This window comes from Rhizobium sp. R634 (assembly GCF_002211305.1).
In the GTDB taxonomy this organism is placed as follows: domain Bacteria; phylum Pseudomonadota; class Alphaproteobacteria; order Rhizobiales; family Rhizobiaceae; genus Rhizobium.
Genome location: NZ_LOKW01000028.1, coordinates 52,159 through 72,826, shown reverse-complemented (window position 1 = coordinate 72,826; position 20,668 = coordinate 52,159). Strand labels below are relative to the sequence as shown.

The window sequence follows — 20,668 nt, the reverse complement described above, 5'->3', positions numbered from 1 at the left end:
ATATGGGCGTAGAGCCCCGGGAACGGGCCGCCAGCGGCCAGGAGAACAGCATGTCCAATCGCCTCAACGCACCGAACGATCTTCGCGCCTTCTGGATGCCGTTTACGGCAAATCGCCAGTTCAAGAAGGAGCCGCGTTTGTTCGTCGGCGCCAAGGACATGTATTACACCACCCATGACGGCCGGCAGGTGCTCGACGGCACGGCGGGCCTCTGGTGCGTCAATGCCGGCCACTGCCGCCCGAAGATCACCGAGGCGATCCGCGAGCAGGCCGGCGAGCTCGATTATGCGCCGGCCTTCCAACTCGGCCACCCCAAAGCCTTCGAACTGGCGAACCGCCTAGTCGACATCGCCCCGGAAGGCCTGAACCACGTTCTCTACACCAATTCCGGCTCCGAATCCGTCGAGACGGCGCTCAAGGTGGCGCTCGCCTATCACCGCGTGAAGGGCAATGGTTCGCGCTTCCGCCTGATCGGCCGCGAGCGCGGCTATCACGGCGTCAATTTCGGCGGTATCTCCGTCGGCGGCATCGTCACCAATCGCAAGATGTTCGGCACGCTTCTGACCGGCGTCGATCACATGCCGCACACCCACCAGCCCGGCAAGAACAACTTCACCCGCGGCGAACCCGAACATGGCGGCGATATCGCCACCGAACTGGAGCGGATCGTCACGCTGCATGACGCCTCCACCGTCGCCGCCGTGATCGTCGAGCCGGTGGCCGGCTCCACCGGCGTTTTGATCCCGCCGAAGGGCTACCTGCAGAAGCTGCGCGAGATCTGCACCAAGCACGGCATCCTGCTGATCTTCGACGAGGTCATCACCGGCTTCGGCCGTCTCGGCGCCCCCTTCGCCGCGCAATATTACGACGTCAAGCCCGACATGATCACCGCCGCCAAGGGACTGACCAACGGTGTCATCCCGATGGGCGCAGTCTTCGTCACCTCCGAGATCCATGACGCCTTCATGAACGGTCCGGAGCACATGATCGAGTTCTTCCACGGCTATACCTATTCCGGCAACCCGATCGCGTCTGCCGCCGCCCTTGCCACGCTCGACACCTATAAGGAGGAAGGCCTGCTCACCCGCGCCGCCGAACTCTCCGACTATTGGGCCGACGCGCTGCATTCGCTCAAGGACTGCCCCAACGTCATCGATATCAGGAACACCGGCCTGATCGGCGCGATCGAGCTCGACCCGATCGCCGGCGAGCCGACCAAGCGCGCCTTCACCGCTTTCCTGAAGGCCTATGAAAGCGGCCTCCTGATCCGCACCACCGGCGATATCATCGCGCTTTCCCCGCCGCTGATCATCGAGAAGCAGCATATCGACGAGCTTTTCGGCAAGCTCAGGACCATCCTGCAGAACAACATCTGAAGCATCTTCCGACGGCTTCCGACACCATGGCCCGCGGCGGACGAGATCCCCGCGGGCTTTTTCCTTCCGAAACCGGGAAACCTCAGCTCACGGCGGCGACGGAAAGGCACAGAGCGAATTTTTTCAGCAGCCGGCGGTCGAAATGGCCTTCATTGCCGAGCATCCATTTCAGCGCATCGTTCGCGCTCCACCGCGCCTTGTAAGGCCGCACCGAGGTCAGGGCGTCATAGACGTCGCAGATCGTCGCAATGCGCGTGTGAAGGCTCACCTTGCTGCCGGGCAGCCTGCGCGGATAGCCCTTGCCGTCCATGCGCTCGTGATGATTGAGGCAGACATCGAGAACGATCTGCGACATGCCCTCCTGCCGCGACAGGAATGCGTGTCCCTTCTCCGGATGCCCCCGGATCAGCGTGATCTCATCCTGCTCCAGCCGCCCTTCCTTGTTGAGCACCTCAAGCGGAATTTCGAGCTTGCCGACGTCGTGCAGCAACCCGGCGGTGCCGAGCATCTGCACCGTCTCCTCGTCGAGAGCGAGATGGCGGCCGAAGAGGATCATCAGCGCGCTCACCGAGATGGAATGCAGAAATGTCACTTCGTCCTTTGATTTCAGGCGCGTGACGCTCAAGAAAACCGAAGGGTTCTCCTCCATCGACTTGGAGACGGAGGAAATTACCGGCGCCACATGATCGGCGCTGATCCCCTCGCCATTCCGCAGCTTCCCGAAAACCTCTTCCAGTATCTGCACGGATTTATGGACCGTCTCGAGCGCGGCCTTGATATCGATCTCGGTGTCACGCCCCGGCAGGCCGTCGGTATCGACACCCTTGCTGGTGTTGATGACCACACTGGCTGTGCCGCATTTGCGAATTTTTGCCGCATCGGTCTCGCGTCGCAGGGAAAATCTGCGCCGGGACAAGAGAGGGTCCTGCCACAGGCCCTCGATGGCTTCAACAAACATTCCGATGCGCACCTGGCTGGCGTCGATACGCTTGAGCATCCAGATCTCTATTCCCGATATGTCTATGTGATTTTTTTAAGATTCTCTTTTTCATTGCTGCGGCATTTGGATATCGCGCGATACTACTGCCGCCGGCCAAATTAACGGTTAATGGGAAAGATAAAGACAGCCGCATGCCCTTGGCCTTCCGCCCTGACGAGGGCACTCGCAGGGCCTCCCTTTTGAAAAAAGGCGAAATCCAGAAGAAAAATGACCCTCGGCTGCGATTTTCAGACCAGATCGGCCAGATTTTCGTTCTATTTTGTTATGAACTTGCGCAATCACACCAAAATTTCTAGAAATCTTGCCATGAGCCTTCCCGAGTCAAACATGGCCGGCAGGTTCGCTGATCGCGCCGCTATCGATCGTCCTTGGCACGGCCCGGAAGGCCGTTGAATGATCGAAAAAGCCGGCGCGGCACATCATCGTGGGTCCACGACCCCATCCAAGGAGACAGACAATGACCCTCAAGACATTGACGGCGACCCTGGTCGCGTCGCTTGCCTTTGCGCCGCTCGCCCATGCCGACATCACCATCGGCCTAATCGCGCCGCTGACCGGCCCCGTCGCCGCCTATGGCGACCAGGTAAAGAACGGCGCCCAGACCGCCGTCGACGAAATCAACAAGAAGGGCGGCATTCTCGGCGAGAAGGTCGTCCTCGAACTGGCCGACGATGCCGGCGAACCGAAACAGGGCGTTTCCGCCGCCAACAAGGTTGTCGGCGACGGCATCCGCTTCGTCGTCGGCCCGGTAACTTCGGGCGTTGCGATCCCCGTTTCGGACGTTCTGGCTGAGAACGGCGTGCTGATGGTCACCCCGACGGCGACCGCCCCCGACCTCACCAAGCGCGGCCTCACCAACGTGCTGCGCACCTGCGGCCGCGACGACCAGCAGGCCGAAGTCGCCGCCAAATACGTGCTGCAGAACTTCAAGGACAAGCGCATCGCCATCGTCAACGACAAGGGCGCCTACGGCAAAGGCCTCGCCGATGCCTTCAAGGCGACGCTGAACGCCGGCGGCATCACCGAAGTCGTCAATGACGCGATCACGCCCGGCGACAAGGACTTCAGCGCGCTGACCACCCGCATCAAGTCCGAAAAGGTCGATATCGTCTATTTCGGCGGCTATCACCCGGAAGGCGGCCTGCTCGCCCGCCAGCTGCATGACCTCGCCGCCAACGCCATGATCATCGGCGGCGACGGCCTCTCCAACACCGAATTCTGGGCGATCGGCACGGATGCCGCAGCAGGCACGCTGTTCACCAACGCGTCCGACGCCACCAAGAGCCCGGACTCCAAGACGGCTGCCGATGCGCTCACCGCCAAGAACATTCCGGCCGAGGCCTTCACGCTGAACGCCTATGCCGCCGTCGAAGTGCTGAAGGCCGGCATCGAGAAGGCAGGCAGCGCCGAGGATGCCGAAGCCGTCGCAGCCGCGCTGAAGGGCGGCATGGAAATCCCGACCGCCATCGGCAAGCTCACCTACGGCGAAACCGGCGACCTCACCTCGCAGAGCTTCTCGCTCTACAAGTGGGAAGGCGGCAAGATCGTCGCCGCCGAGTAAGCTACGACGCAAAACAGTGATCGGGCGCCCTAAGGCGCCCGGTTTCGTTTGTGGGCATCGCATGTCGCCTGAGATCGGCTATAACGTCGGAATCGGTTGCAATGTGAGCGAAGCCATGACCAGCAAACTCGAACGTCTCATAGACCAGGGTGTGGGCCGTATCCCCGCCGATATCGTGCTGAAGGGCGGCAGCTTCTTCGATCTCGTCACCGGTGAGCTCGTACGCTCCGACATCGCCATCGGCGCCGACCACATCGTCGGCACGTCGGGCGATTATGAGGGCGAGACCGAGATCGACATTTCGGGCAGAATAGTCGTCCCCGGCTTCATCGACACGCATCTGCACATCGAATCCTCGCTCGTCACGCCGCATGAATTCGACCGCTGCGTCCTGCCCTACGGCGTCACCACCGCGATCTGCGATCCGCACGAAATCGCCAATGTGCTTGGCAAGGAAGGTATCGAATTCTTCCTCGCTTCCGCGCTGGAAACGATTATGGACATCCGCGTCCAGCTCTCCTCCTGCGTTCCGGCAACCCATCTCGAAACCGCGGGCGCCGACCTGCCGATCGAGCGTCTCCTGCCCTTCCGCGATCATCCGAAGGTCATCGGCCTTGCCGAGTTCATGAATTTCCCCGGCGTGATCCACAAGGATCCCGTCTGTATGGCGAAGCTCGACGCCTTCCAGGGCGGCCATATCGACGGCCACGCGCCGCTTTTATCCGGCAACGACCTCAACGGTTACCTCGCAACGGGCATCCGCACCGAACACGAATGCACGAGTGCCGCCGAAGCGATGGAAAAGATCCGCAAGGGCATGCATATCCTCGTGCGCGAAGGCTCCGTGTCGAAGGATCTTGCTGCGCTGATCCCGATCATCACCGAGCGGCTTTCACCCTATCTCGCGCTCTGCACCGACGACCGCAATCCGCTCGATATCGCCGAACAGGGCCATCTCGACCATATGATCCGCACGGCGATCGCCAACGGCGTGGAACCTCTGGCGATCTACCGCGCCGCCTCGATCTCGGCCGCCCGCGCCTTCGGTCTCAGGGACCGCGGTCTGGTGGCTCCGGGCTGGCGCGCTGATCTCGTGGTTCTCGACAGTCTGGAAAACTGCCGCGCCGGCATGGTCTTCTCCGCCGGCCGCCGCGTTACCGACGCGCTCTTTTCGACGCGCAAACCGGTCGCCCCGATCGGCCTCAACAGCGTCAAGGCCCGGCCGGTCAACGCTGCCCATTTCGGTGTGCCGGCCAGAGAGGGCGAAACATCGGTCATCGGCGTCATGCCGGGCAAGATCATCACCGAGCATCGCCGCTACCGCCTGCCCGTCAAAGGCAATGAGACGACGGTCGATCTTTCCAACGACATCATCAAGGTCGCCGTCATCGAGCGCCACGGCAAGAACGGCAACCACGCTAACGGCTTCGTCCAGGGCTTCGGCCTGAAAAAGGGCGCGATCGCCTCCACCGTCGGCCATGACAGCCACAATATCTGCGTCGTCGGCGTCGACGAGGACGACATGGCCCGCGCCGCAAACCGCCTCGGCGAAATCAAGGGCGGCTTCGTCGTGGTGGAGAATGGAAAGGTCACCGGCGAAATCGCCCTGCCAGTCGCCGGCCTGATGAGCCTCGAGCCCTACGAAAAGGTCCGCGACACGCTGCACCATCTGCGCAAGGCCGCCTTCGCGCTCGGCGCCACCCTGGAAGAACCCTTCCTCCAATTGGCTTTCCTGCCGCTGCCTGTTATCCCGCACCTGAAGATCTCGGACAAGGGGATGGTCGACGTCGACAAGTTCGCGCTGATCGGGTGACGCAACCAATAGGGCCGCGAGATTTTCGTGAAAGCAGCTATATCAAATCTCAAACAGCGTGATGCCGCGTCGTCAGCTCAAGCCCGATCGCTTTCATGACCGCCAGCGTGGTTTCAAGCGTGGGATTTCCGTTCTCGCTGAGCGCCTTGTAGAGATGTTCGCGCGCAAGGCCGGTTTCCCTGGCAATTTTGCTCATGCCCTTGGCGCGCGCAACGACGCCAAGAGCCGATGCGATGAATTTCGCATCACCAGTCTGCAGTGCTTCGGTAATAAAGGTTTCGATAGCCTCGTCGGTGTCAAGCAACTCAGCCGGATCGAAGTCGAAGATCTCTTCAGCCACTATCGTCGCTCCATTCCATGGCAATTCTCTTTGCCATTCTTATATCGGTTTCCTGCGTGCTCTTGTCGCCTCCGCAGAGAAGCACAATGGTGGTCTCTCCCCGCTTGCGGGGATGTCAAATCCGCGCACAGAATCCATCCAGCGCCGCCAGCTTCACCGAGCCCGCGCCGACCATCGCTTCGAAGCCCGGCATCTCCAGCGATTGCCTGAGCACCATGCCCTCAGGCAGGCGGAATTCCGCCGGTTTACGGGCCAGGTTGAAAACAAAGAGCAGTTTTTCACCATCCTTTTCGCGGGTGAAGGCGAGCAGATCCTGGTTGGTGCCGATGAAGGTCATCTCGCCGTCAACAAGCGCCGGATGGCTTTTCCGGAAGGCGAGCGTTCGTCGGTAGTGGTGCAGCACCGAGCCGTCGCTCTCCTCCTGCGTATCGACGGAAAGCGCTGCCTGCTCATAGGGCACCGGCAGCCAGCTCTTCTCGGCCGAGGTGAAGCCGGCATGCGCCTTGCCCGCCTCCCAGGGCATCGGCGTGCGGCATCCGTCGCGGCCCTTGAAGGCCGGCCAGAAGCGGATGCCGTAGGGGTCGCGCAGATCCTCGAAGGCAAGCTCCGCCTCCGGCAGGCCAAGTTCCTCGCCCTGGTAGAGGCAGATCGAACCGCGCAGCGCCGCAAGCACGGAGATCGCGAGCTTGGCGATGACCGGCCGCTCCTCCTCCGTCAGCGCAAAGCGGCTGACATGGCGCATGACGTCGTGATTGGAGAAGGCCCAGCAGACCCAACCGTCGGTCACCGCCTTCTGGAAAGCCTCGACGCAGCCGCGAATATGTTCGGCGGTGAACTCCGGTCCGAGCAGGTCGAATGTGTAGCACATGTGCAGCTTGTCGCCGCCGCTCGTATAGGCGCCTACCGTCTTTAGCGAACGCGCCCCGTCGCCGACCTCGCCGACCGTCGTGCGATCCTCGTACTGGTCGAGCAGCGCCCGGAAGCGCTTGAGGAAATCGACATTTTCCGGCTGCGTCTTGTCGTAGAGATGGTTCTGCATGCCGTAGGGATTGCTGTCTGGCGCGTCGAGGCCTGCATCATCCTCGTCGGGCTCGTGCGGCGGATTGCTTCTGAGCTGCTTGTCGCAGAAATAGTAGTTGACCGTATCCAGCCGGAACCCATCGACGCCGCGGTCGAGCCAGAATTTCACCGTTTCCAGTACCGCATCCTGCACTTCTTCGCAATGGAAATTGAGGTCAGGCTGCGAGGTCAGGAAGTTGTGTTGGTAATATTGCCGGCGCACGCCGTCCCACTCCCAGCCCGGCCCGCCGAAGATCGACAGCCAGTTGTTCGGGGCCGTGCCGTCGGGCTTCGGATCGGCCCAGACATACCAGTCCGCCTTCGGATTGGTCCGGCTCGCCCGGCTTTCGACGAACCAGGGATGCCGGTCCGACGTATGCGAGATCACCTGATCGATGACGACCTTGATGCCGAGCCTGTGCGCCTCGGCCATCATCTCGTCAAAATCGGCAAGCGTCCCGAAAATCGGGTCGACATCGCAATAATCGGAAACGTCATAGCCCATGTCGGCCATCGGCGACTTGAAGAAGGGCGAGAGCCAGATCGCGTCGACGCGGAGGCTGGCGATATGCGGCAGCCGGCGGGTGATACCCTTGAGATCGCCGAGCCCGTCGCTGTTCGTGTCCTGAAACGAGCGCGGATAGACCTGATAGATCACCGCGCCGCGCCACCAGTCCGCACTCCCGCCTGCCTGCAATGCCATCGGCCACATCTCCTGCCTGTTCGTGCCCGCCACACTAAAGCGGACGAAACAAAAGACAACCATATGAAGCCGCCATGCCTGCGCTGAAACCGCCGCGACGCTTCGTCGCGATCCGGCAAGGGGGAGACGTATATAGGCTTGTGCACAACCCAAAACCAGCCTCCGGATTTGGGGTTGCAACGCAAAGGCTTTGCGATAAGGTGCGCGCTGACCTGCACGTAAAAGGTCAAATATCGGGAACAAATGTCTAATAAAGGCGCAAAGCCTAGAAAGGTGGACCCACCATGAACCAATTCTCGAAAAAATTTCTCGCCTCCGCAATGCTTGGCACATTGCTGGCGTTTTCCGCCCACGCGGCGACGATCAATATTCACAATGGTGGCGACCCGCAGTCGCTCGATCCGCAGAAACTGTCCGGCGACTGGGAGAATCGTATCGCCGGCGACATCTTCGAAGGCCTCGTCACCGAGGATGCCAAGGACAATCCAATTCCCGGCCAGGCTGAAAGCTGGACCATTTCGCCGGATGGCAAGGTCTACACCTTCAAACTTCGCGACGGCATCAAGTGGTCCGATGGCCAGCCGGTAACGGCAGGAGACTTCGTCTTCGCCTTCCAGCGCCTCGTCGACCCGAAGAACGCCGCCGACTACGCCTACCTGCAGTTCACCATCAAGAACGCCGAAAAGATCAACAAGGGTGAGATCACCGATCTCAACCAGCTCGGCGTCAAGGCGATCGACGACAAGACGCTCGAAATCACCCTGGAAAATCCGACCCCCTATTTCATCAACGCTCTGATGCACTACACGGCCTATCCGCTGCCGAAGCATGTCGTCGAGGCGAAGGGCCAGGATTGGGTCAAGATCGGCAACATCGTCACCAACGGCCCCTATAAGCCGACCGAATGGGTTCCGGGCTCGCATGTGACGACAGTCAAGAACGACCAGTGGTACGGCACCAAGGACCTGAAGATCGACGGCGCCAAGTTCTTCGTCCTCGAGGATCAGGAAGCGGCACTGAAACGTTACCGTGCCGGCGAATTCGACATTCTCACCGATTTCCCGACCGACCAGTACGAGTGGATGAAGAAGAACCTGCCGGGTCAGGCGCATGTCGCCCCCTTCTCCGGCCTCTATTATTACGTCGTCAACTCGCAGAAGCCGCCGTTCAGCGACAAGCGCGTCCGCCAGGCGCTGTCCATGGCGATCAACCGCGAAGTGATCGGCCCGCAGATCCTCGGCACCGGCGAATTGCCGGCCTATTCCTGGGTCCCGCCGGGCACGGCGAATTATGGCGAGCCGGCCTATGTCAGCTGGAAGGACCTGCCCTATAACGAGAAGGTCGCCGAAGCCAAGAAACTGCTCACCGAGGCCGGCTTCGGCCCCGACAAGCCGCTCCATGCGGTCCTCAGCTACAACACCAACGACAACCACAAGCGCATCGCCGTGGCGATCGCTTCCATGTGGAAGCCGCTTGGCGTCAACGTCGAGCTCGTCAACGCCGAAACCAAGGTGCATTACGACCAGATGCAGCGCGGCCAGGTGGAGATCGGCCGTGCCGGCTGGCTCGCCGACTACAACGATCCGGACAATTTCCTGAACCTCCTGGTGACAGGCGTGCAGATGAATTACGGACGCTGGTCCAATCCTGAATATGACAAGCTGATCAAGGACGGCAACGCTCAGACGGATCTGACCAAGCGCGCCGAAATCTTCAAGAAGGCCGAGCAGCTGGCGCTTGATGAATCCGCGGCCCTGCCGATCTACTACTATGTCTCGAAGAACGTTGTCTCGCCGAAGATCGAAGGCTTCGTCGACAACATCCAGGACATCCACCGCACCCGCTGGCTGTCGATGAAAGAGTAAGGGAAAACGGTCCTTCCCGCGCCCCACGCGGGAAGGACCGGCCCACGACCATGATCAAATACGCCCTCCGTCGATTGCTATCGACGATCCCCGTTCTGTGGATCGCCGTCACAGCCTGCTTTTTTGTTTTGCGCCTTGCCCCCGGCGGCCCGTTCGATGGCGAAAGGCCATTGCCGCCGGTGATCCTGAAGAACCTTGCGGTCCACTACAATCTCGATAAGCCGCTGATCCAGCAGTACCTGATCTATGTCGGCGACCTGCTGCGGGGCGATCTCGGCCCCTCCTTCGCCAGCGAGGATTTCACCGTCGCCCAGCAGATCATGATCGGCCTGCCCTATACCTTCACCATCGGCACGGCTGCCTTCCTGATTGCCATCATCGTCGGCGTGACTGTCGGCTGTCTCGGGGCGCTCTACCAGAACAAGGCGCCGGATTACATTCTCGGCACGCTCATCCTGGTCGGCGTCGTGCTGCCGAACTTCCTGATCGCGCCGATCCTGCAGCTCATCTTCGGCATTCACCTCGCCTGGTTTCCGGTCGGCGGCTGGGGTGACGGCTCGATCAAATACCTGATCCTGCCGATCGTCGTCCTGGCCCTGCCGCATGCAGGCCGCATCTCGCGCATCACCCGCGGTTCGATGATCGAGGTGATGAACCAGAACTTCATCCGCACCGCCAAGGCCAAGGGCATCGGCCCGCGGCTGACCGTCATGCGCCATGCGCTGAAACCGGCAATGATGCCCGTCGTTTCCTATCTGGGGCCGGCGGCAAGCTACCTTCTCACCGGCTCGCTGGTCGTCGAAAGCATCTTCGGATTGCCCGGCATCGGCCGCTATTTCGTCAACGCAGCCCTGAACCGCGATTACGGCATGGTTCTCGGCACGGTCATTTTCTACATGGTGCTGATCGTGTTCCTGAACCTTCTCGTCGACATCGCCTATGCCTGGCTCGATCCGAAAGTGAGAAACCGATGATCCTCAACCCCGCAAAACGCGAGCTGCTTGCCCAAGAACTCCTGGAGGCCGAAGGGTTGGCGCCCGAAGGCCGTTCGCTCACCAAGGATGCGCTGCGCCGCCTCGGGCGCAACAAGGCGGCCGTGCTCTCGATCGCCGTCCTGGGCCTCTTGATCCTCGCCGCCTTTCTCGGCCCGTGGTTCATTCCCTTCAACTACGAGGACCCGGATTGGGCGGCTTTCCGCATCCCGCCCTCGATCGAAACCGGCCATTATTTCGGCACCGACCCGAACGGCCGTGACCTTCTCGCCCGCGTCCTCTACGGCACCCGCGTCTCGCTGGCCGTGGCGCTGACGGCGACCATCGTCTCGGTCGTCATAGGCGTGCTTTATGGCGCGGTATCGGGCTATATCGGCGGCAGGCTGGATGCGATCATGATGCGCTTCGTCGATATCATGTATGCGCTTCCCTATATCCTCTTCGTCATCCTCTTGATGGTGATCTTCGGCCGCAACGTCTACCTGCTCTTTGCCGCGATCGGCGCACTGGAATGGCTGACCATGGCCCGCATCGTGCGCGGTCAGACGCTGTCGATCAAGCACCGCGAATTCATCGAGGCGGCGCGAGCCTCCGGGCAGCGGCCGTTCAAGATCATCGTCAAGCACATCATCCCGAACCTCGTCGGCCCGGTGGTGATCTTCGCAGCGCTGACCGTGCCTGAAATCATCGCCACCGAGAGCTTCCTCTCCTATCTCGGCTTCGGCGTGCAGGAACCGCTGACCTCGCTCGGCACGCTGATCGCCGAAGGAACCGACGCCATGGAAAGCATGCCGTGGCTGCTGATCTTCCCGGCCAGCTTTCTCGTGGCGCTGCTGCTCAGCCTGCTCTTCATCGGCGACGGCCTGCGCGACGCGTTCGACCCGAAGGATCGATAGAATGCCTCAGGAAAAAGACATCCTCCTTGAACTCACGGACTACTCGATCACTTTCGCAACGCCCGACGGTGAGGTGAAAGCGGTCTCGAACATGAACCTCACGGTCCGGCGCGGCGAACGTATCGCCATCGTCGGCGAGTCCGGCTCCGGCAAGAGCCAGACCTTCCTCGGCATCATGGGCCTTCTCGCCAAGAACGGCAAAACGACGGGACAGGCGCTGCTCGAAGGCAAGGACGTGCTGTCGCTGAAACCGCGCGAACTCGACCAGATCCGCGGCAAGGACATGGCCATGGTCTTCCAGGACCCGATGACCGCGCTCAATCCATCGCTGAAGATTTCAAGGCAGTTGACGGAACAGCTGGAGGTTCACCGCGGCCTGACGGCGCGCGCCGCATCCGAGGCAGCCCTCGATATGCTCAAACGCGTCGGCATCCCCGACCCGACACGGCGCTTCCACCTCTATCCGCACGAACTCTCCGGCGGCATGCGCCAGCGCATCGTCATCGCCATGGCGCTGCTCACCAAGCCGAAGCTCCTGATCGCCGACGAGCCGACGACGGCGCTCGACGTGACCATCCAGGCGCAGATCCTCGATCTCTTCAACGATCTGACGGCGGAGATGAACACGGCGCTCATCATGATCACCCACGATCTCGGCGTCGTCGCCGGCCTCGCCGACCGCGTCGCCGTCATGTATGCCGGCCGCATTGTCGAAGAGGCGCCGGTCGACGAACTCTTCGACAACCCGGCCCATCCCTATACGGCGGCGCTGCATGCCTCGATCCCGCGCCCGGACCAGGATGTCGACGATCTCGTCGTCATTCCCGGCCGCCCGCCGAACCTGCAGCACCTACCGAAGGGCTGCAATTTCTCGCCGCGCTGTTCGCAGGTCCAGGACGATTGCATCGATCGTCCGCCCGCGCTGGAAATCCTGGCGCCGCGCCACTGCGCCGCCTGCTACCATCCCTTCCCGCGTCGTGAGGAGTTGCTGAACCATGGCTGACCGATCGCTTCTGAGGGTCGAAAACCTGACGACCCAGTTCGAACTGCCGGCGAAAGGCCTCTTCAAGCCGCCGGTCTTTCTGACAGCCGTCAACAATGTCAGCTTCGATCTTGCCGAAGGCCGCACGCTCGGCGTCGTCGGCGAATCCGGCTGCGGCAAGTCCACGCTCGGCCGTTCCATCCTGCGGCTCCTGAAATCGCAGAAGGGCCGCATCCTCTGGCAGGGCCGCAACCTTCTCGACCTCAGCGAGGAGGAAATGCGCGCCGCCCGACGCGACATGCAGATCATCTTCCAGGATCCGATCGCCTCGCTCGACCCGCGCATGACGGTCGGAGACATCATCGCCGAACCGCTCACCGTCTTCGAGCCGAAGCTTTCGAAAGCCCAGCGGCTCGAGCGCGTCCGCGAGATCATGGCCGCCGTCGGCCTGGTGCCCGAAATGATCAACCGCTATCCGCACGAATTCTCCGGCGGCCAGGCGCAGCGCATCGGCATTGCCCGCGCCGTCATCACCAGACCGAAGCTCATCATCTGCGACGAGCCGGTTTCGGCCCTCGACGTCTCGATCCAGGGCCAGGTGATCACGCTTCTGCGCAAGCTGCGCAAGGAATTCGGCCTGACGCTGATCTTCATCAGCCACGACCTCTCGGTCGTGCGCCTGATTTCCGACGATGTGCTGGTGCTCTACCTCGGCCGTGTGGTGGAAGCCGGCGACTGCGCCACCGTCTTCGATCATCCGGCCCATCCCTATACGCAGGCGCTCTTTTCCGCCGCCCCTATCCCGGATCCGAAGCTCGCGCGCCTGCGCACCCGCATCCGCCTGCAAGGCGATCCGCCCTCGCCGCTCAATCCGCCGAAGGGCTGCGTCTTCTCCCCCCGCTGCTGGAAGGCCACGGATATCTGTCGCACGGAAATGCCTGCGATCGAGGAAGTTCGCCCCGGCCAGAAGGCGGCCTGCTATCATATGGACAGGCCCTGAATGGCGCGACGGCTGTGTGCGGCAGCCTTCGGATTGATGACAAATCTCACCCCAAAACGTCATCCTCGGCCTTGTGCCACCGCTGTCCGGTTTAAAGATGTGGGCTGGACGGAAGACATTGATTGTCTTCTGGCGTTTTTCGCTGGTCGGGACACGAACATGCGCTCCATACCTGCGCGATATCCCGGCCCGGGAGATCGGCGAGGGCAGCCCCCTCATCCGGCTGCCGCCCCCTTCTCCCCGTAAACGGGCGAAGGGGACAAGCCGCAACCTCTCGGTCCCTCGCCAGCCTCTCGCAGGGCACCTCCCCTCGCCCCGTTTACGGGGAGAGGGTTAGGGTGAGGGGCATCTTTCGGGCATAAACCGGACAGCTGTAGCCTTGCGCCGAGGATCTGCCGCCCTATCGAACGGAAGCAGATGGTTGAGGCACGAAGCCTGAAAGTTGCGCGCAGCGCCTCCACTGATTTCGGAATATTACGCCCTCCATTTTAAGGTGAACTGTTCCAAAAACGGACTTATCTCGGATTCTATAGTCTCCGATAACAAAGATTTAGATGCGATATGCTACCCCTGTCTCCGCCCGATCATGGGCGAGGGGAACGCATATATGAAATCGAAAGTCTCTGGATTGATCGCGCTTGCCGCCGCGGTCATCGCGGCTTCTGCCGTGCCGTCGCATGCCGAGGATCTGAAATTCCAGCTCACTAACGGGACTGGTTCCATCCTGACGCGCTTCTACAGCTCGCCCACCGGCGTCAACAGCTGGGAAGAAGATGTCTTCGGCGAGAACGTCCTCAATCCGGGCGAGACCGTCAACATCACCATCGCCGATGGCCGCACCGTCTGCAAATACGACATGCGCTTCGAATTCGATGAAAACTCGGACCTCGACACGACCGAAGATACGCAGGACCTCTGCGAACTCGGCAGCTACACCATCCACGAATAAGCAGCCTTCACCGATATGCCCGTCTTCGCTTGGCCGGAGGCGGGCTTTTCATTCCCGATCGCATCGGCGCTCGCAACATCGGCGCTTGTCACTCCGCCCGGCTCCGCGTATCAGCGGATGAAGCGTCAATTCAAAGCGATAGAGCGCCCTGTTGATCAGTGGCGCTCCGATGCCGGGAGGATCAGGTGAGCGCAAGACGGTTTCTATCGATCGGTGAATGTATGGTGGAGCTCTCGCAGGCAGGCGATGGCCTGCTGCGAAAGGGTTTCGCCGGCGATACGTTCAACACCGCCTGGTATGCCCGCGCTTGCCTCGGCCCCGATTGGTCGGTCGATTATTTCACAGCGCTCGGCGACGACGCCATGTCGGACGAGATGGCGGCCTTCATCGACAAGGCAGGTATCGGCACCAGTCTCATCCGCCGCATCAAGGGCAAGACGCCAGGCCTTTACATGATCAGCCTGAAGAACGGCGAGCGCTCCTTCAGCTACTGGCGGGACAGTTCGGCCGCCCGCAGCCTGGCCGCCGATCCCGACCTGCTGCGCGAGGCGGCGGAAAGCGCCGATCTGGTCTATTTCTCCGGCATCACCCTTGCCATCCTGCCGCAAGAGGATGCCGCGACGCTGCTTGCCGAAATCCGCCGCGCCAAGGCCGCCGGCAAGCTCGTCGTCTTCGACCCGAACATCCGTCCCCGCCTTTGGTCGAGCTACGACGTGATGCACGCGACGATCAGCGAGGGCGCCCGCTCCTCGGTGATCGTCATGCCGAGCTTCGACGACGAGGCCGCCCATTTCGGCGACGATTCCATCGAGGCGACGGTGCAGCGCTATCGCACGCTCGGCGCCGTCCATGTCGTGGTCAAGAATGGCGCTGATGGCATCAGATTGAATTTCGCCGGCCAGGATAGCTTCGTTCCGGCCGAAAAAGTCGAGACGGTGGTCGATACGACAAGCGCCGGCGACAGTTTCAACGGCGCCTTCCTGGCATCCTATCTGGAAACAGGCGATGCAACCGCCGCCGCCCATTTCGCTGCAGGCGTTGCAGCCCGCGTGGTCAGTGAACACGGCGCGTTGGTGGCAACGGAAAAGCTTGGCTTGAAGGGCGGCTAAGCCCGCGCATGACGCCAGTATACGAACGCCATGCGCAAGCGTTCCCCGCCTTGTCGGCATCTTCGCCTCGGCGAGGGGAATAAGACGTCAGGACTTGGTCGGCCGATCCGCCTCGCGGACCGCCTCGTCATGATACCAGCAGCTGTCGAGCGCCGCATCGCAGACATCGGCTGCTTCACGCTCCATCAGCCGGGCACGTTCGAACCGGCTGGGAACCCGCGTCGGCTTGACGGGAAACTGGTAAATCGTTGCGGATTCGCGATGGAAACCGGTGGGCATGAAATCGCCTCCATTTCAATTCGGCGCATCAACATTAAGGCTTGCGACCATAGCACGGTGCACATAGTTTATGCAAATTGCACAAATTGTGTGCATCAGTATATGATGATTGATCAATATGCTGTCTCTGCCGCGAGCGTCCGCCTAATTGTTCAACACTTCATCACTTCGGGCTAACGCTGAAATTTTCATCTGGTTCCAAGGCGGAAAATCGGTTTTCTCCCGGAGGATAGGGTCTCCCACCGCCCAAAATCGGCGGTTCTCGAGGAAAGAAAAATACGCGCGAACGGGCCGATTTTCGATTTTTCTTTCGCCGGCAGCCAAACTGGCACGCTACATGCTTCGATAGGTGCATCCCCTGGCGGTTGGATGCGCTGATGCGCCGAGATCGTCTCCGGATTTGCTCACCTTCGTAGCATTTGAGAGAGTCACGATGACAAAATATAAGCTCGAGTATATTTGGCTCGATGGGTACACTCCGGTACCGAATCTGCGTGGCAAGACGCAGATCAAGGAATTCGACGCATTCCCGACGCTGGAACAGCTTCCGCTCTGGGGTTTCGACGGTTCGTCGACCATGCAGGCCGAAGGCCGCAGCTCCGATTGCGTGCTGAAGCCCGTCGCCATCTATCCCGACCCGGCCCGTACGAACGGCGTTCTGGTCATGTGCGAAGTCATGATGCCCGATGGCGTCACGCCGCACCCGAGCAACGCCCGCGCGACCATCCTCGACGATGAAGATGCGTGGTTCGGCTTCGAGCAGGAATACTTTTTCTACCAGAACGGCCGTCCGCTCGGCTTCCCCGAGCAGGGCTACCCGGCTCCGCAGGGCCCCTACTACACCGGCGTCGGCTATTCGAACGTCGGCGACGTCGCCCGCGAAATCGTCGAAGAACATCTCGACCTTTGCCTCGCTGCCGGCATCAACCACGAAGGCATCAATGCCGAAGTGGCCAAGGGCCAGTGGGAATTCCAGATCTTCGGTAAGGGCTCCAAGAAGGCCGCCGACCAGATCTGGATGGCGCGCTACCTCCTGCAGCGCCTGACCGAAAAATACGGCATCGACATCGAGTATCATTGCAAGCCGCTCGGCGACACCGACTGGAACGGTTCGGGCATGCACTGCAACTTCTCGACCAAGTACATGCGCGAAGTCGGCGGCAAGGCCTATTTCGAAGCGCTGATGGCCCAGTTCGAAAAGAACCTGATGGACCACATCAACGTCTACGGCCCGGACAATGACAAGCGCCTGACCGGCAAGCACGAGACGGCTCCGTGGAACAAGTTCAGCTACGGCGTTGCAGACCGTGGCGCCTCGATCCGCGTACCCCACTCCTTCATCAAGAACGACTACAAGGGCTATCTGGAAGATCGCCGCCCGAACTCGCAGGGCTGCCCCTACCAGATCGCTTCCCAGGTACTGAAGACGATCTCGGAAGTTCCGCTCTCCGGTTCGGCTTCCGCTGCAGCCTAACCTCCCAAGCGGCGCCGGCCTCCCCGCCGGCGCCGTCTCTTTTTGAGCTTCCGAAGCTCTCTTCCTCCCGACATAATTGCCGGCTGCACGGCGCTAAGCCTCTGTAACTGTTCATAGAGCGCTGTAATATTTCCATCATGCTCATGCCTCAAAATAAAGAGGCGGGAATCGCCATTCCGGAACCCCGCTAAGGGGTAGAGCGTTGCCAGATGATCGCAACGCGGATGGAAATCGCGACATGCTGCAACGTCCGGCAAACACTCACAGCGGCGAGAGCTGGGCCAAAGCTGCGTCCGCCGGCAATCTGCCGGAACGGCTGGTGATCGTCACCGACGCCTGGCATCCGCAGGTCAACGGTGTGGTGCGCTCGATCGAGCACACCAATCGCGAACTGGCGAAGATGGGCGTCGAGGTGTCGATGGTGACCCCCGAACACTTCAACAGCATCCCCTGCCCCACCTACCCCGAGATCCGCCTGTCGATCGCCAGTTACCGCCGCATCGCCCGCGAGATCGAGAAGCACAATCCCTCCTACGTCCATATCGCCACCGAAGGGCCGCTCGGGGTCACCGCCCGCCGCTGGTGCCTGCGCAAGCGCATGCCCTTCTCCACCAGCTATCACACGCGCTTCCCGGAATATGTCTCGGCCCGCCTGCCGATCCCGGAAAGCTGGCTCTACGCCTTCGTGCGCTGGTTCCACAATGGCGGCGCCGGCTGCATGGTCGCGACACCAAGCCTTGCCCGCGAGCTGTCGGCCCGCGGCATCAAGAACCTGATGCCCTGGACCCGCGGCATCGACGCCGCACAATTCCATCCCATGCCGCTCGAAGAAGAGCCCTTCGGCCTACCCCGCCCGATCTTCATGACGGTCGGCCGCGTGGCGCTGGAAAAGAACCTGCCGGCCTTTCTCGATCTCGACCTGCCCGGTTCGAAGGTCGTCGTCGGCGATGGCCCGGCGCGCGCCGAGCTGGAGCAGCGCTATCCAGACGTGCACTTCACCGGAGTGAAATTCGGCGAGGATCTGGCGAAAGCCTACGCCCAGGCCGACGTCTTCGTCTTTCCCTCGCTGACCGATACTTTCGGCAACACCATACTCGAAGCGCTCGCGTCGGGCGTGCCGGTTGCCGCCTATCCGGTCACCGGGCCGCTCGACATCATCGGCGAGGACAGCGAGGTCGGCGCCCTGGATGCGGACCTGCGCACCGCCTGCCTTGCCGCCTTCTCCGCCTCGCGCGAGAAGGCCCGCGCGCTTGCCATGCAATATTCCTGGGAAGCGGCGACGACACAGTTCATCAACAATATCCGTGCCGCCAATGGCGTCATCACGCCGAAATGGAAGAAGGCCTGGCAGTTCGCCAAGTCGCTTCCGAGAAGCAGAAAGCCCGGCGAAACCGCCGGGCCTCTCCCGTCCTCGGACTAAAGCAATTCCAGCAAAAGCGTGACGCGGTTTTGCCTCCGGAATTGCGTGAAACAAGGGCTCCGATCGAGCTTATTTGTGCAGCGCGCTGCGAAGCGTGTCGTTCGCGACCTTGATCGCACTGCGGACCGCCGGCGTTTCGGTAATCGCATTCAGCAGCACGAAGTCGTGGATCGTACCGTTGTAGCGGATCGAGGTGACGTTGACGCCGGCCTGGCTGAGCTTGCGGCCATAGGCCTCGCCTTCGTCGCGCAGCACGTCGTTTTCATCGGTGATGATGAGAGCCGGCGGCAGGCCGTTGAGCTGTTCGAGCGATGCCTGCAGCGGCGAAGCCGTCGGCTCCTTGCGCTTGGCCTCATCAGGCAGATAGGCGTTCCAGAACCACTTCATCGCTTCCTTGGTCAGCCAAGGGCCATTGGCGAACTCATTATAGGAACCATTGTCGAAATTGGCGTCGGTCACGGGATAGAACAACACCTGCTGGCCGATGGCAGGACCGCCGCGCTCCTTGGCAAGAAGCGTCACCACGGCCGCCATGTTGCCGCCGACGCTGTCGCCGGCGACCGCAAGCCTGCTGGCGTCGACCTTGAATTCCTTGGCATGTTCGGCGACATATTTGGTCGCGGCATAGGCCTGCTCGATCGCCACGGGATAGCGGGCCTCCGGCGAGCGTTCGTAATCGACGAAGACGACGGCGGCATCAGCACCGTTGGCGATCTCGCGCACCAGCCGGTCATGCGTGTCGACATCGCCCAGCACCCAGCCGCCGCCATGGAAATAGAGAATGACCGGCAGCGTGCCCTTGGCATGCTCGGGGCGGACGATCCGCAGCTTGATGCTGCCGGTCGGGCCTGATTTGATGACCTTGTCTTCTACCTTGGCCCCCAGCTTCTTGACATCGCCCTTCTGCGCACCGGCCAGCACATTGCGGGCATTGGCAGGCGACAGCGTATAGATTGGCTTGCCGCCGGCCAGGCTATCGATGAATTTCTGCGTTGTCGGCTCGAGCACCGGGTCGGCAAGCGCGCCGACAGCGGAAGCTGCCAGGAGTGCTGCTGTGGAAACTGCGGTCTTGATGGTCGACATTGTCTTGTCCTCTCGGTTTTTCGATGTTCGTTCTGAACACGGCTTTTATATCGCGCACGATTATTTATTGGACAATTTAAATTTTGGCATACTTGCCATGCATAAAAATCGCTTCCGATTATTTATCGCGCGATATAGTATCAATCGGTTTTGGAGAAGCCCCATGCAGGATCCGCTGAAGCTCGACGATTTCATCTGCTTTGCCGTCTATACGGCAAGCCACGCGCTGAACCGCGTCTACAAGCCGCTTCTCGACACCCTCGGCCTCACCTATCCGCAATATCTGGCCATGGTCGCGCTATGGGAAAAGGACGGCCAAACGGTCGGCGGCCTCGGCGAAAAGCTCTTCCTGGAATCGAGCACGCTGACGCCGCTGCTCAAACGCCTGGAAAACGCCGGCTATATCAGGCGCGACCGCAGCCGCGAGGACGAACGCGTCGTCGTCATTCGGTTGAGCGAGGAAGGCGTGCGCCTGAAGGAAAAGGCGATCGGCATTCCCGGCTGCATCGTGGAAGCGAGCGGCCGTAATGCAGCGGATCTCACTCGGCTGCAGGCCGAGATCGTGGCACTGCGCGAGGCGTTGGATAGGAGCGTCGTTTAGGCTCAGGGCGACCAAATAGACGCCGTCCTGGGTCACCCCCTCTGTCCTGCCGGACATCTCCCCCACAAGGGGGGAGATCGACTCGCGGATGGCATCACCCCAAACAATTAATGTTGGAGCGAGCGGGTACGCCCAGCCGATCTCCCCACCTGTGGGGGAGATGCCC

18 protein-coding genes are annotated in these 20,668 nt (G+C 61.3%); 13 read left to right on the top strand and 5 right to left on the bottom strand.

What is annotated here, in order from left to right:
* Nucleotides 1–50 precede the first annotated feature (50 nt).
* The gene (locus tag ATY77_RS29665; protein ID WP_088690046.1) at nucleotides 51–1,376 is read left to right on the top strand and encodes an aspartate aminotransferase family protein; all 1,326 of its coding nucleotides are present in this window, start codon (nucleotides 51–53) and stop codon (nucleotides 1,374–1,376) included.
* Between the two features lie 82 nt (nucleotides 1,377–1,458).
* Here the strand turns inward: ATY77_RS29665 and ATY77_RS29660 are convergent, their stop codons facing one another.
* On the bottom strand, nucleotides 1,459–2,373 hold the full coding sequence (locus tag ATY77_RS29660; RefSeq protein WP_088690045.1) for an HD-GYP domain-containing protein: 915 nt from the start codon (nucleotides 2,371–2,373) through the stop codon (nucleotides 1,459–1,461).
* A gap of 460 nt (nucleotides 2,374–2,833) precedes the next feature.
* On the opposite strand from ATY77_RS29660, the gene ATY77_RS29655 reads away from it, so the two are divergent.
* Nucleotides 2,834–3,937, top strand: a complete 1,104-nt coding sequence (locus ATY77_RS29655) for a branched-chain amino acid ABC transporter substrate-binding protein (RefSeq protein WP_088690044.1) — start codon at nucleotides 2,834–2,836, stop codon at nucleotides 3,935–3,937.
* A gap of 115 nt (nucleotides 3,938–4,052) precedes the next feature.
* Entirely contained in the window at nucleotides 4,053–5,750 is a 1,698-nt protein-coding gene (gene ade / locus ATY77_RS29650) for an adenine deaminase (RefSeq protein WP_088690236.1), read from the top strand.
* 49 nt (nucleotides 5,751–5,799) lie between these two features.
* Here the strand turns inward: ade and ATY77_RS29645 are convergent, their stop codons facing one another.
* Together ATY77_RS29645 and ATY77_RS29640 are read right to left on the bottom strand one after the other, a co-directional pair.
* Complete coding sequence (locus tag ATY77_RS29645; protein ID WP_088673016.1) at nucleotides 5,800–6,090, bottom strand: addiction module antidote protein; 291 nt, start codon at nucleotides 6,088–6,090, stop codon at nucleotides 5,800–5,802.
* 115 nt (nucleotides 6,091–6,205) lie between these two features.
* A complete protein-coding gene (locus ATY77_RS29640) occupies nucleotides 6,206–7,852 on the bottom strand; it encodes an alpha-glucosidase family protein (RefSeq protein ID WP_088690043.1) in 1,647 nt (548 codons plus the stop codon).
* A 284-nt stretch (nucleotides 7,853–8,136) separates the two neighbouring features.
* Here ATY77_RS29640 and ATY77_RS29635 point away from each other — a divergent pair, with 284 nt between their 5' ends.
* The 7 genes from ATY77_RS29635 (at nucleotide 8,137) to ATY77_RS29605 (ending at nucleotide 15,645) form a co-directional block, all read left to right on the top strand.
* A complete protein-coding gene (locus tag ATY77_RS29635; protein ID WP_088690042.1) occupies nucleotides 8,137–9,717 on the top strand; it encodes a peptide ABC transporter substrate-binding protein in 1,581 nt (526 codons plus the stop codon).
* A 50-nt stretch (nucleotides 9,718–9,767) separates the two neighbouring features.
* Nucleotides 9,768–10,691, top strand: coding sequence for an ABC transporter permease subunit (locus ATY77_RS29630; RefSeq protein WP_088673012.1), 924 nt, complete (start codon nucleotides 9,768–9,770; stop codon nucleotides 10,689–10,691).
* Entirely contained in the window at nucleotides 10,688–11,605 is a 918-nt protein-coding gene (locus ATY77_RS29625; RefSeq protein ID WP_088690041.1) for an ABC transporter permease subunit, read from the top strand. Before ATY77_RS29630 ends, ATY77_RS29625 begins: the two co-directional genes overlap by 4 nt.
* 1 nt (nucleotide 11,606) lies before the next feature.
* The gene (locus ATY77_RS29620) at nucleotides 11,607–12,608 is read left to right on the top strand and encodes an ABC transporter ATP-binding protein (RefSeq protein ID WP_088690040.1); all 1,002 of its coding nucleotides are present in this window, start codon (nucleotides 11,607–11,609) and stop codon (nucleotides 12,606–12,608) included.
* Nucleotides 12,601–13,587, top strand: a complete 987-nt coding sequence (locus tag ATY77_RS29615; RefSeq protein WP_088673009.1) for an oligopeptide/dipeptide ABC transporter ATP-binding protein — start codon at nucleotides 12,601–12,603, stop codon at nucleotides 13,585–13,587. Before ATY77_RS29620 ends, ATY77_RS29615 begins: the two co-directional genes overlap by 8 nt.
* Nucleotides 13,588–14,194: 607 nt before the next feature.
* Nucleotides 14,195–14,536 carry a hypothetical protein gene (locus tag ATY77_RS29610; protein WP_088690039.1) on the top strand — a complete coding sequence of 114 codons (342 nt, stop codon included), beginning with the start codon at nucleotides 14,195–14,197 and terminating at the stop codon, nucleotides 14,534–14,536.
* A gap of 185 nt (nucleotides 14,537–14,721) precedes the next feature.
* A complete protein-coding gene (locus tag ATY77_RS29605) occupies nucleotides 14,722–15,645 on the top strand; it encodes a sugar kinase (RefSeq protein WP_280950775.1) in 924 nt (307 codons plus the stop codon).
* An 87-nt stretch (nucleotides 15,646–15,732) separates the two neighbouring features.
* Here the strand turns inward: ATY77_RS29605 and gstI are convergent, their stop codons facing one another.
* Entirely contained in the window at nucleotides 15,733–15,924 is a 192-nt protein-coding gene (gstI, locus tag ATY77_RS29600; RefSeq protein WP_088690037.1) for a glutamine synthetase translation inhibitor GstI, read from the bottom strand.
* Between the two features lie 433 nt (nucleotides 15,925–16,357).
* Here gstI and ATY77_RS29595 point away from each other — a divergent pair, with 433 nt between their 5' ends.
* Complete coding sequence (locus ATY77_RS29595) at nucleotides 16,358–17,398, top strand: glutamine synthetase beta-grasp domain-containing protein (protein ID WP_038690487.1); 1,041 nt, start codon at nucleotides 16,358–16,360, stop codon at nucleotides 17,396–17,398.
* Nucleotides 17,399–17,636: 238 nt separating this feature from the next.
* A complete protein-coding gene (locus ATY77_RS29590; protein ID WP_088690036.1) occupies nucleotides 17,637–18,818 on the top strand; it encodes a glycosyltransferase family 1 protein in 1,182 nt (393 codons plus the stop codon).
* A 69-nt stretch (nucleotides 18,819–18,887) separates the two neighbouring features.
* On the opposite strand, the gene ATY77_RS29585 is transcribed toward ATY77_RS29590, so the two are convergent.
* The gene (locus ATY77_RS29585) at nucleotides 18,888–19,901 is read right to left on the bottom strand and encodes an alpha/beta hydrolase (protein ID WP_088690035.1); all 1,014 of its coding nucleotides are present in this window, start codon (nucleotides 19,899–19,901) and stop codon (nucleotides 18,888–18,890) included.
* Nucleotides 19,902–20,064: 163 nt separating this feature from the next.
* On the opposite strand from ATY77_RS29585, the gene ATY77_RS29580 reads away from it, so the two are divergent.
* Nucleotides 20,065–20,502: a MarR family transcriptional regulator gene (locus ATY77_RS29580; protein WP_088690034.1), complete on the top strand. Its 438-nt coding sequence runs from the start codon at nucleotides 20,065–20,067 to the stop codon at nucleotides 20,500–20,502.
* The last annotated feature ends 166 nt before the right edge of the window (nucleotides 20,503–20,668 follow it).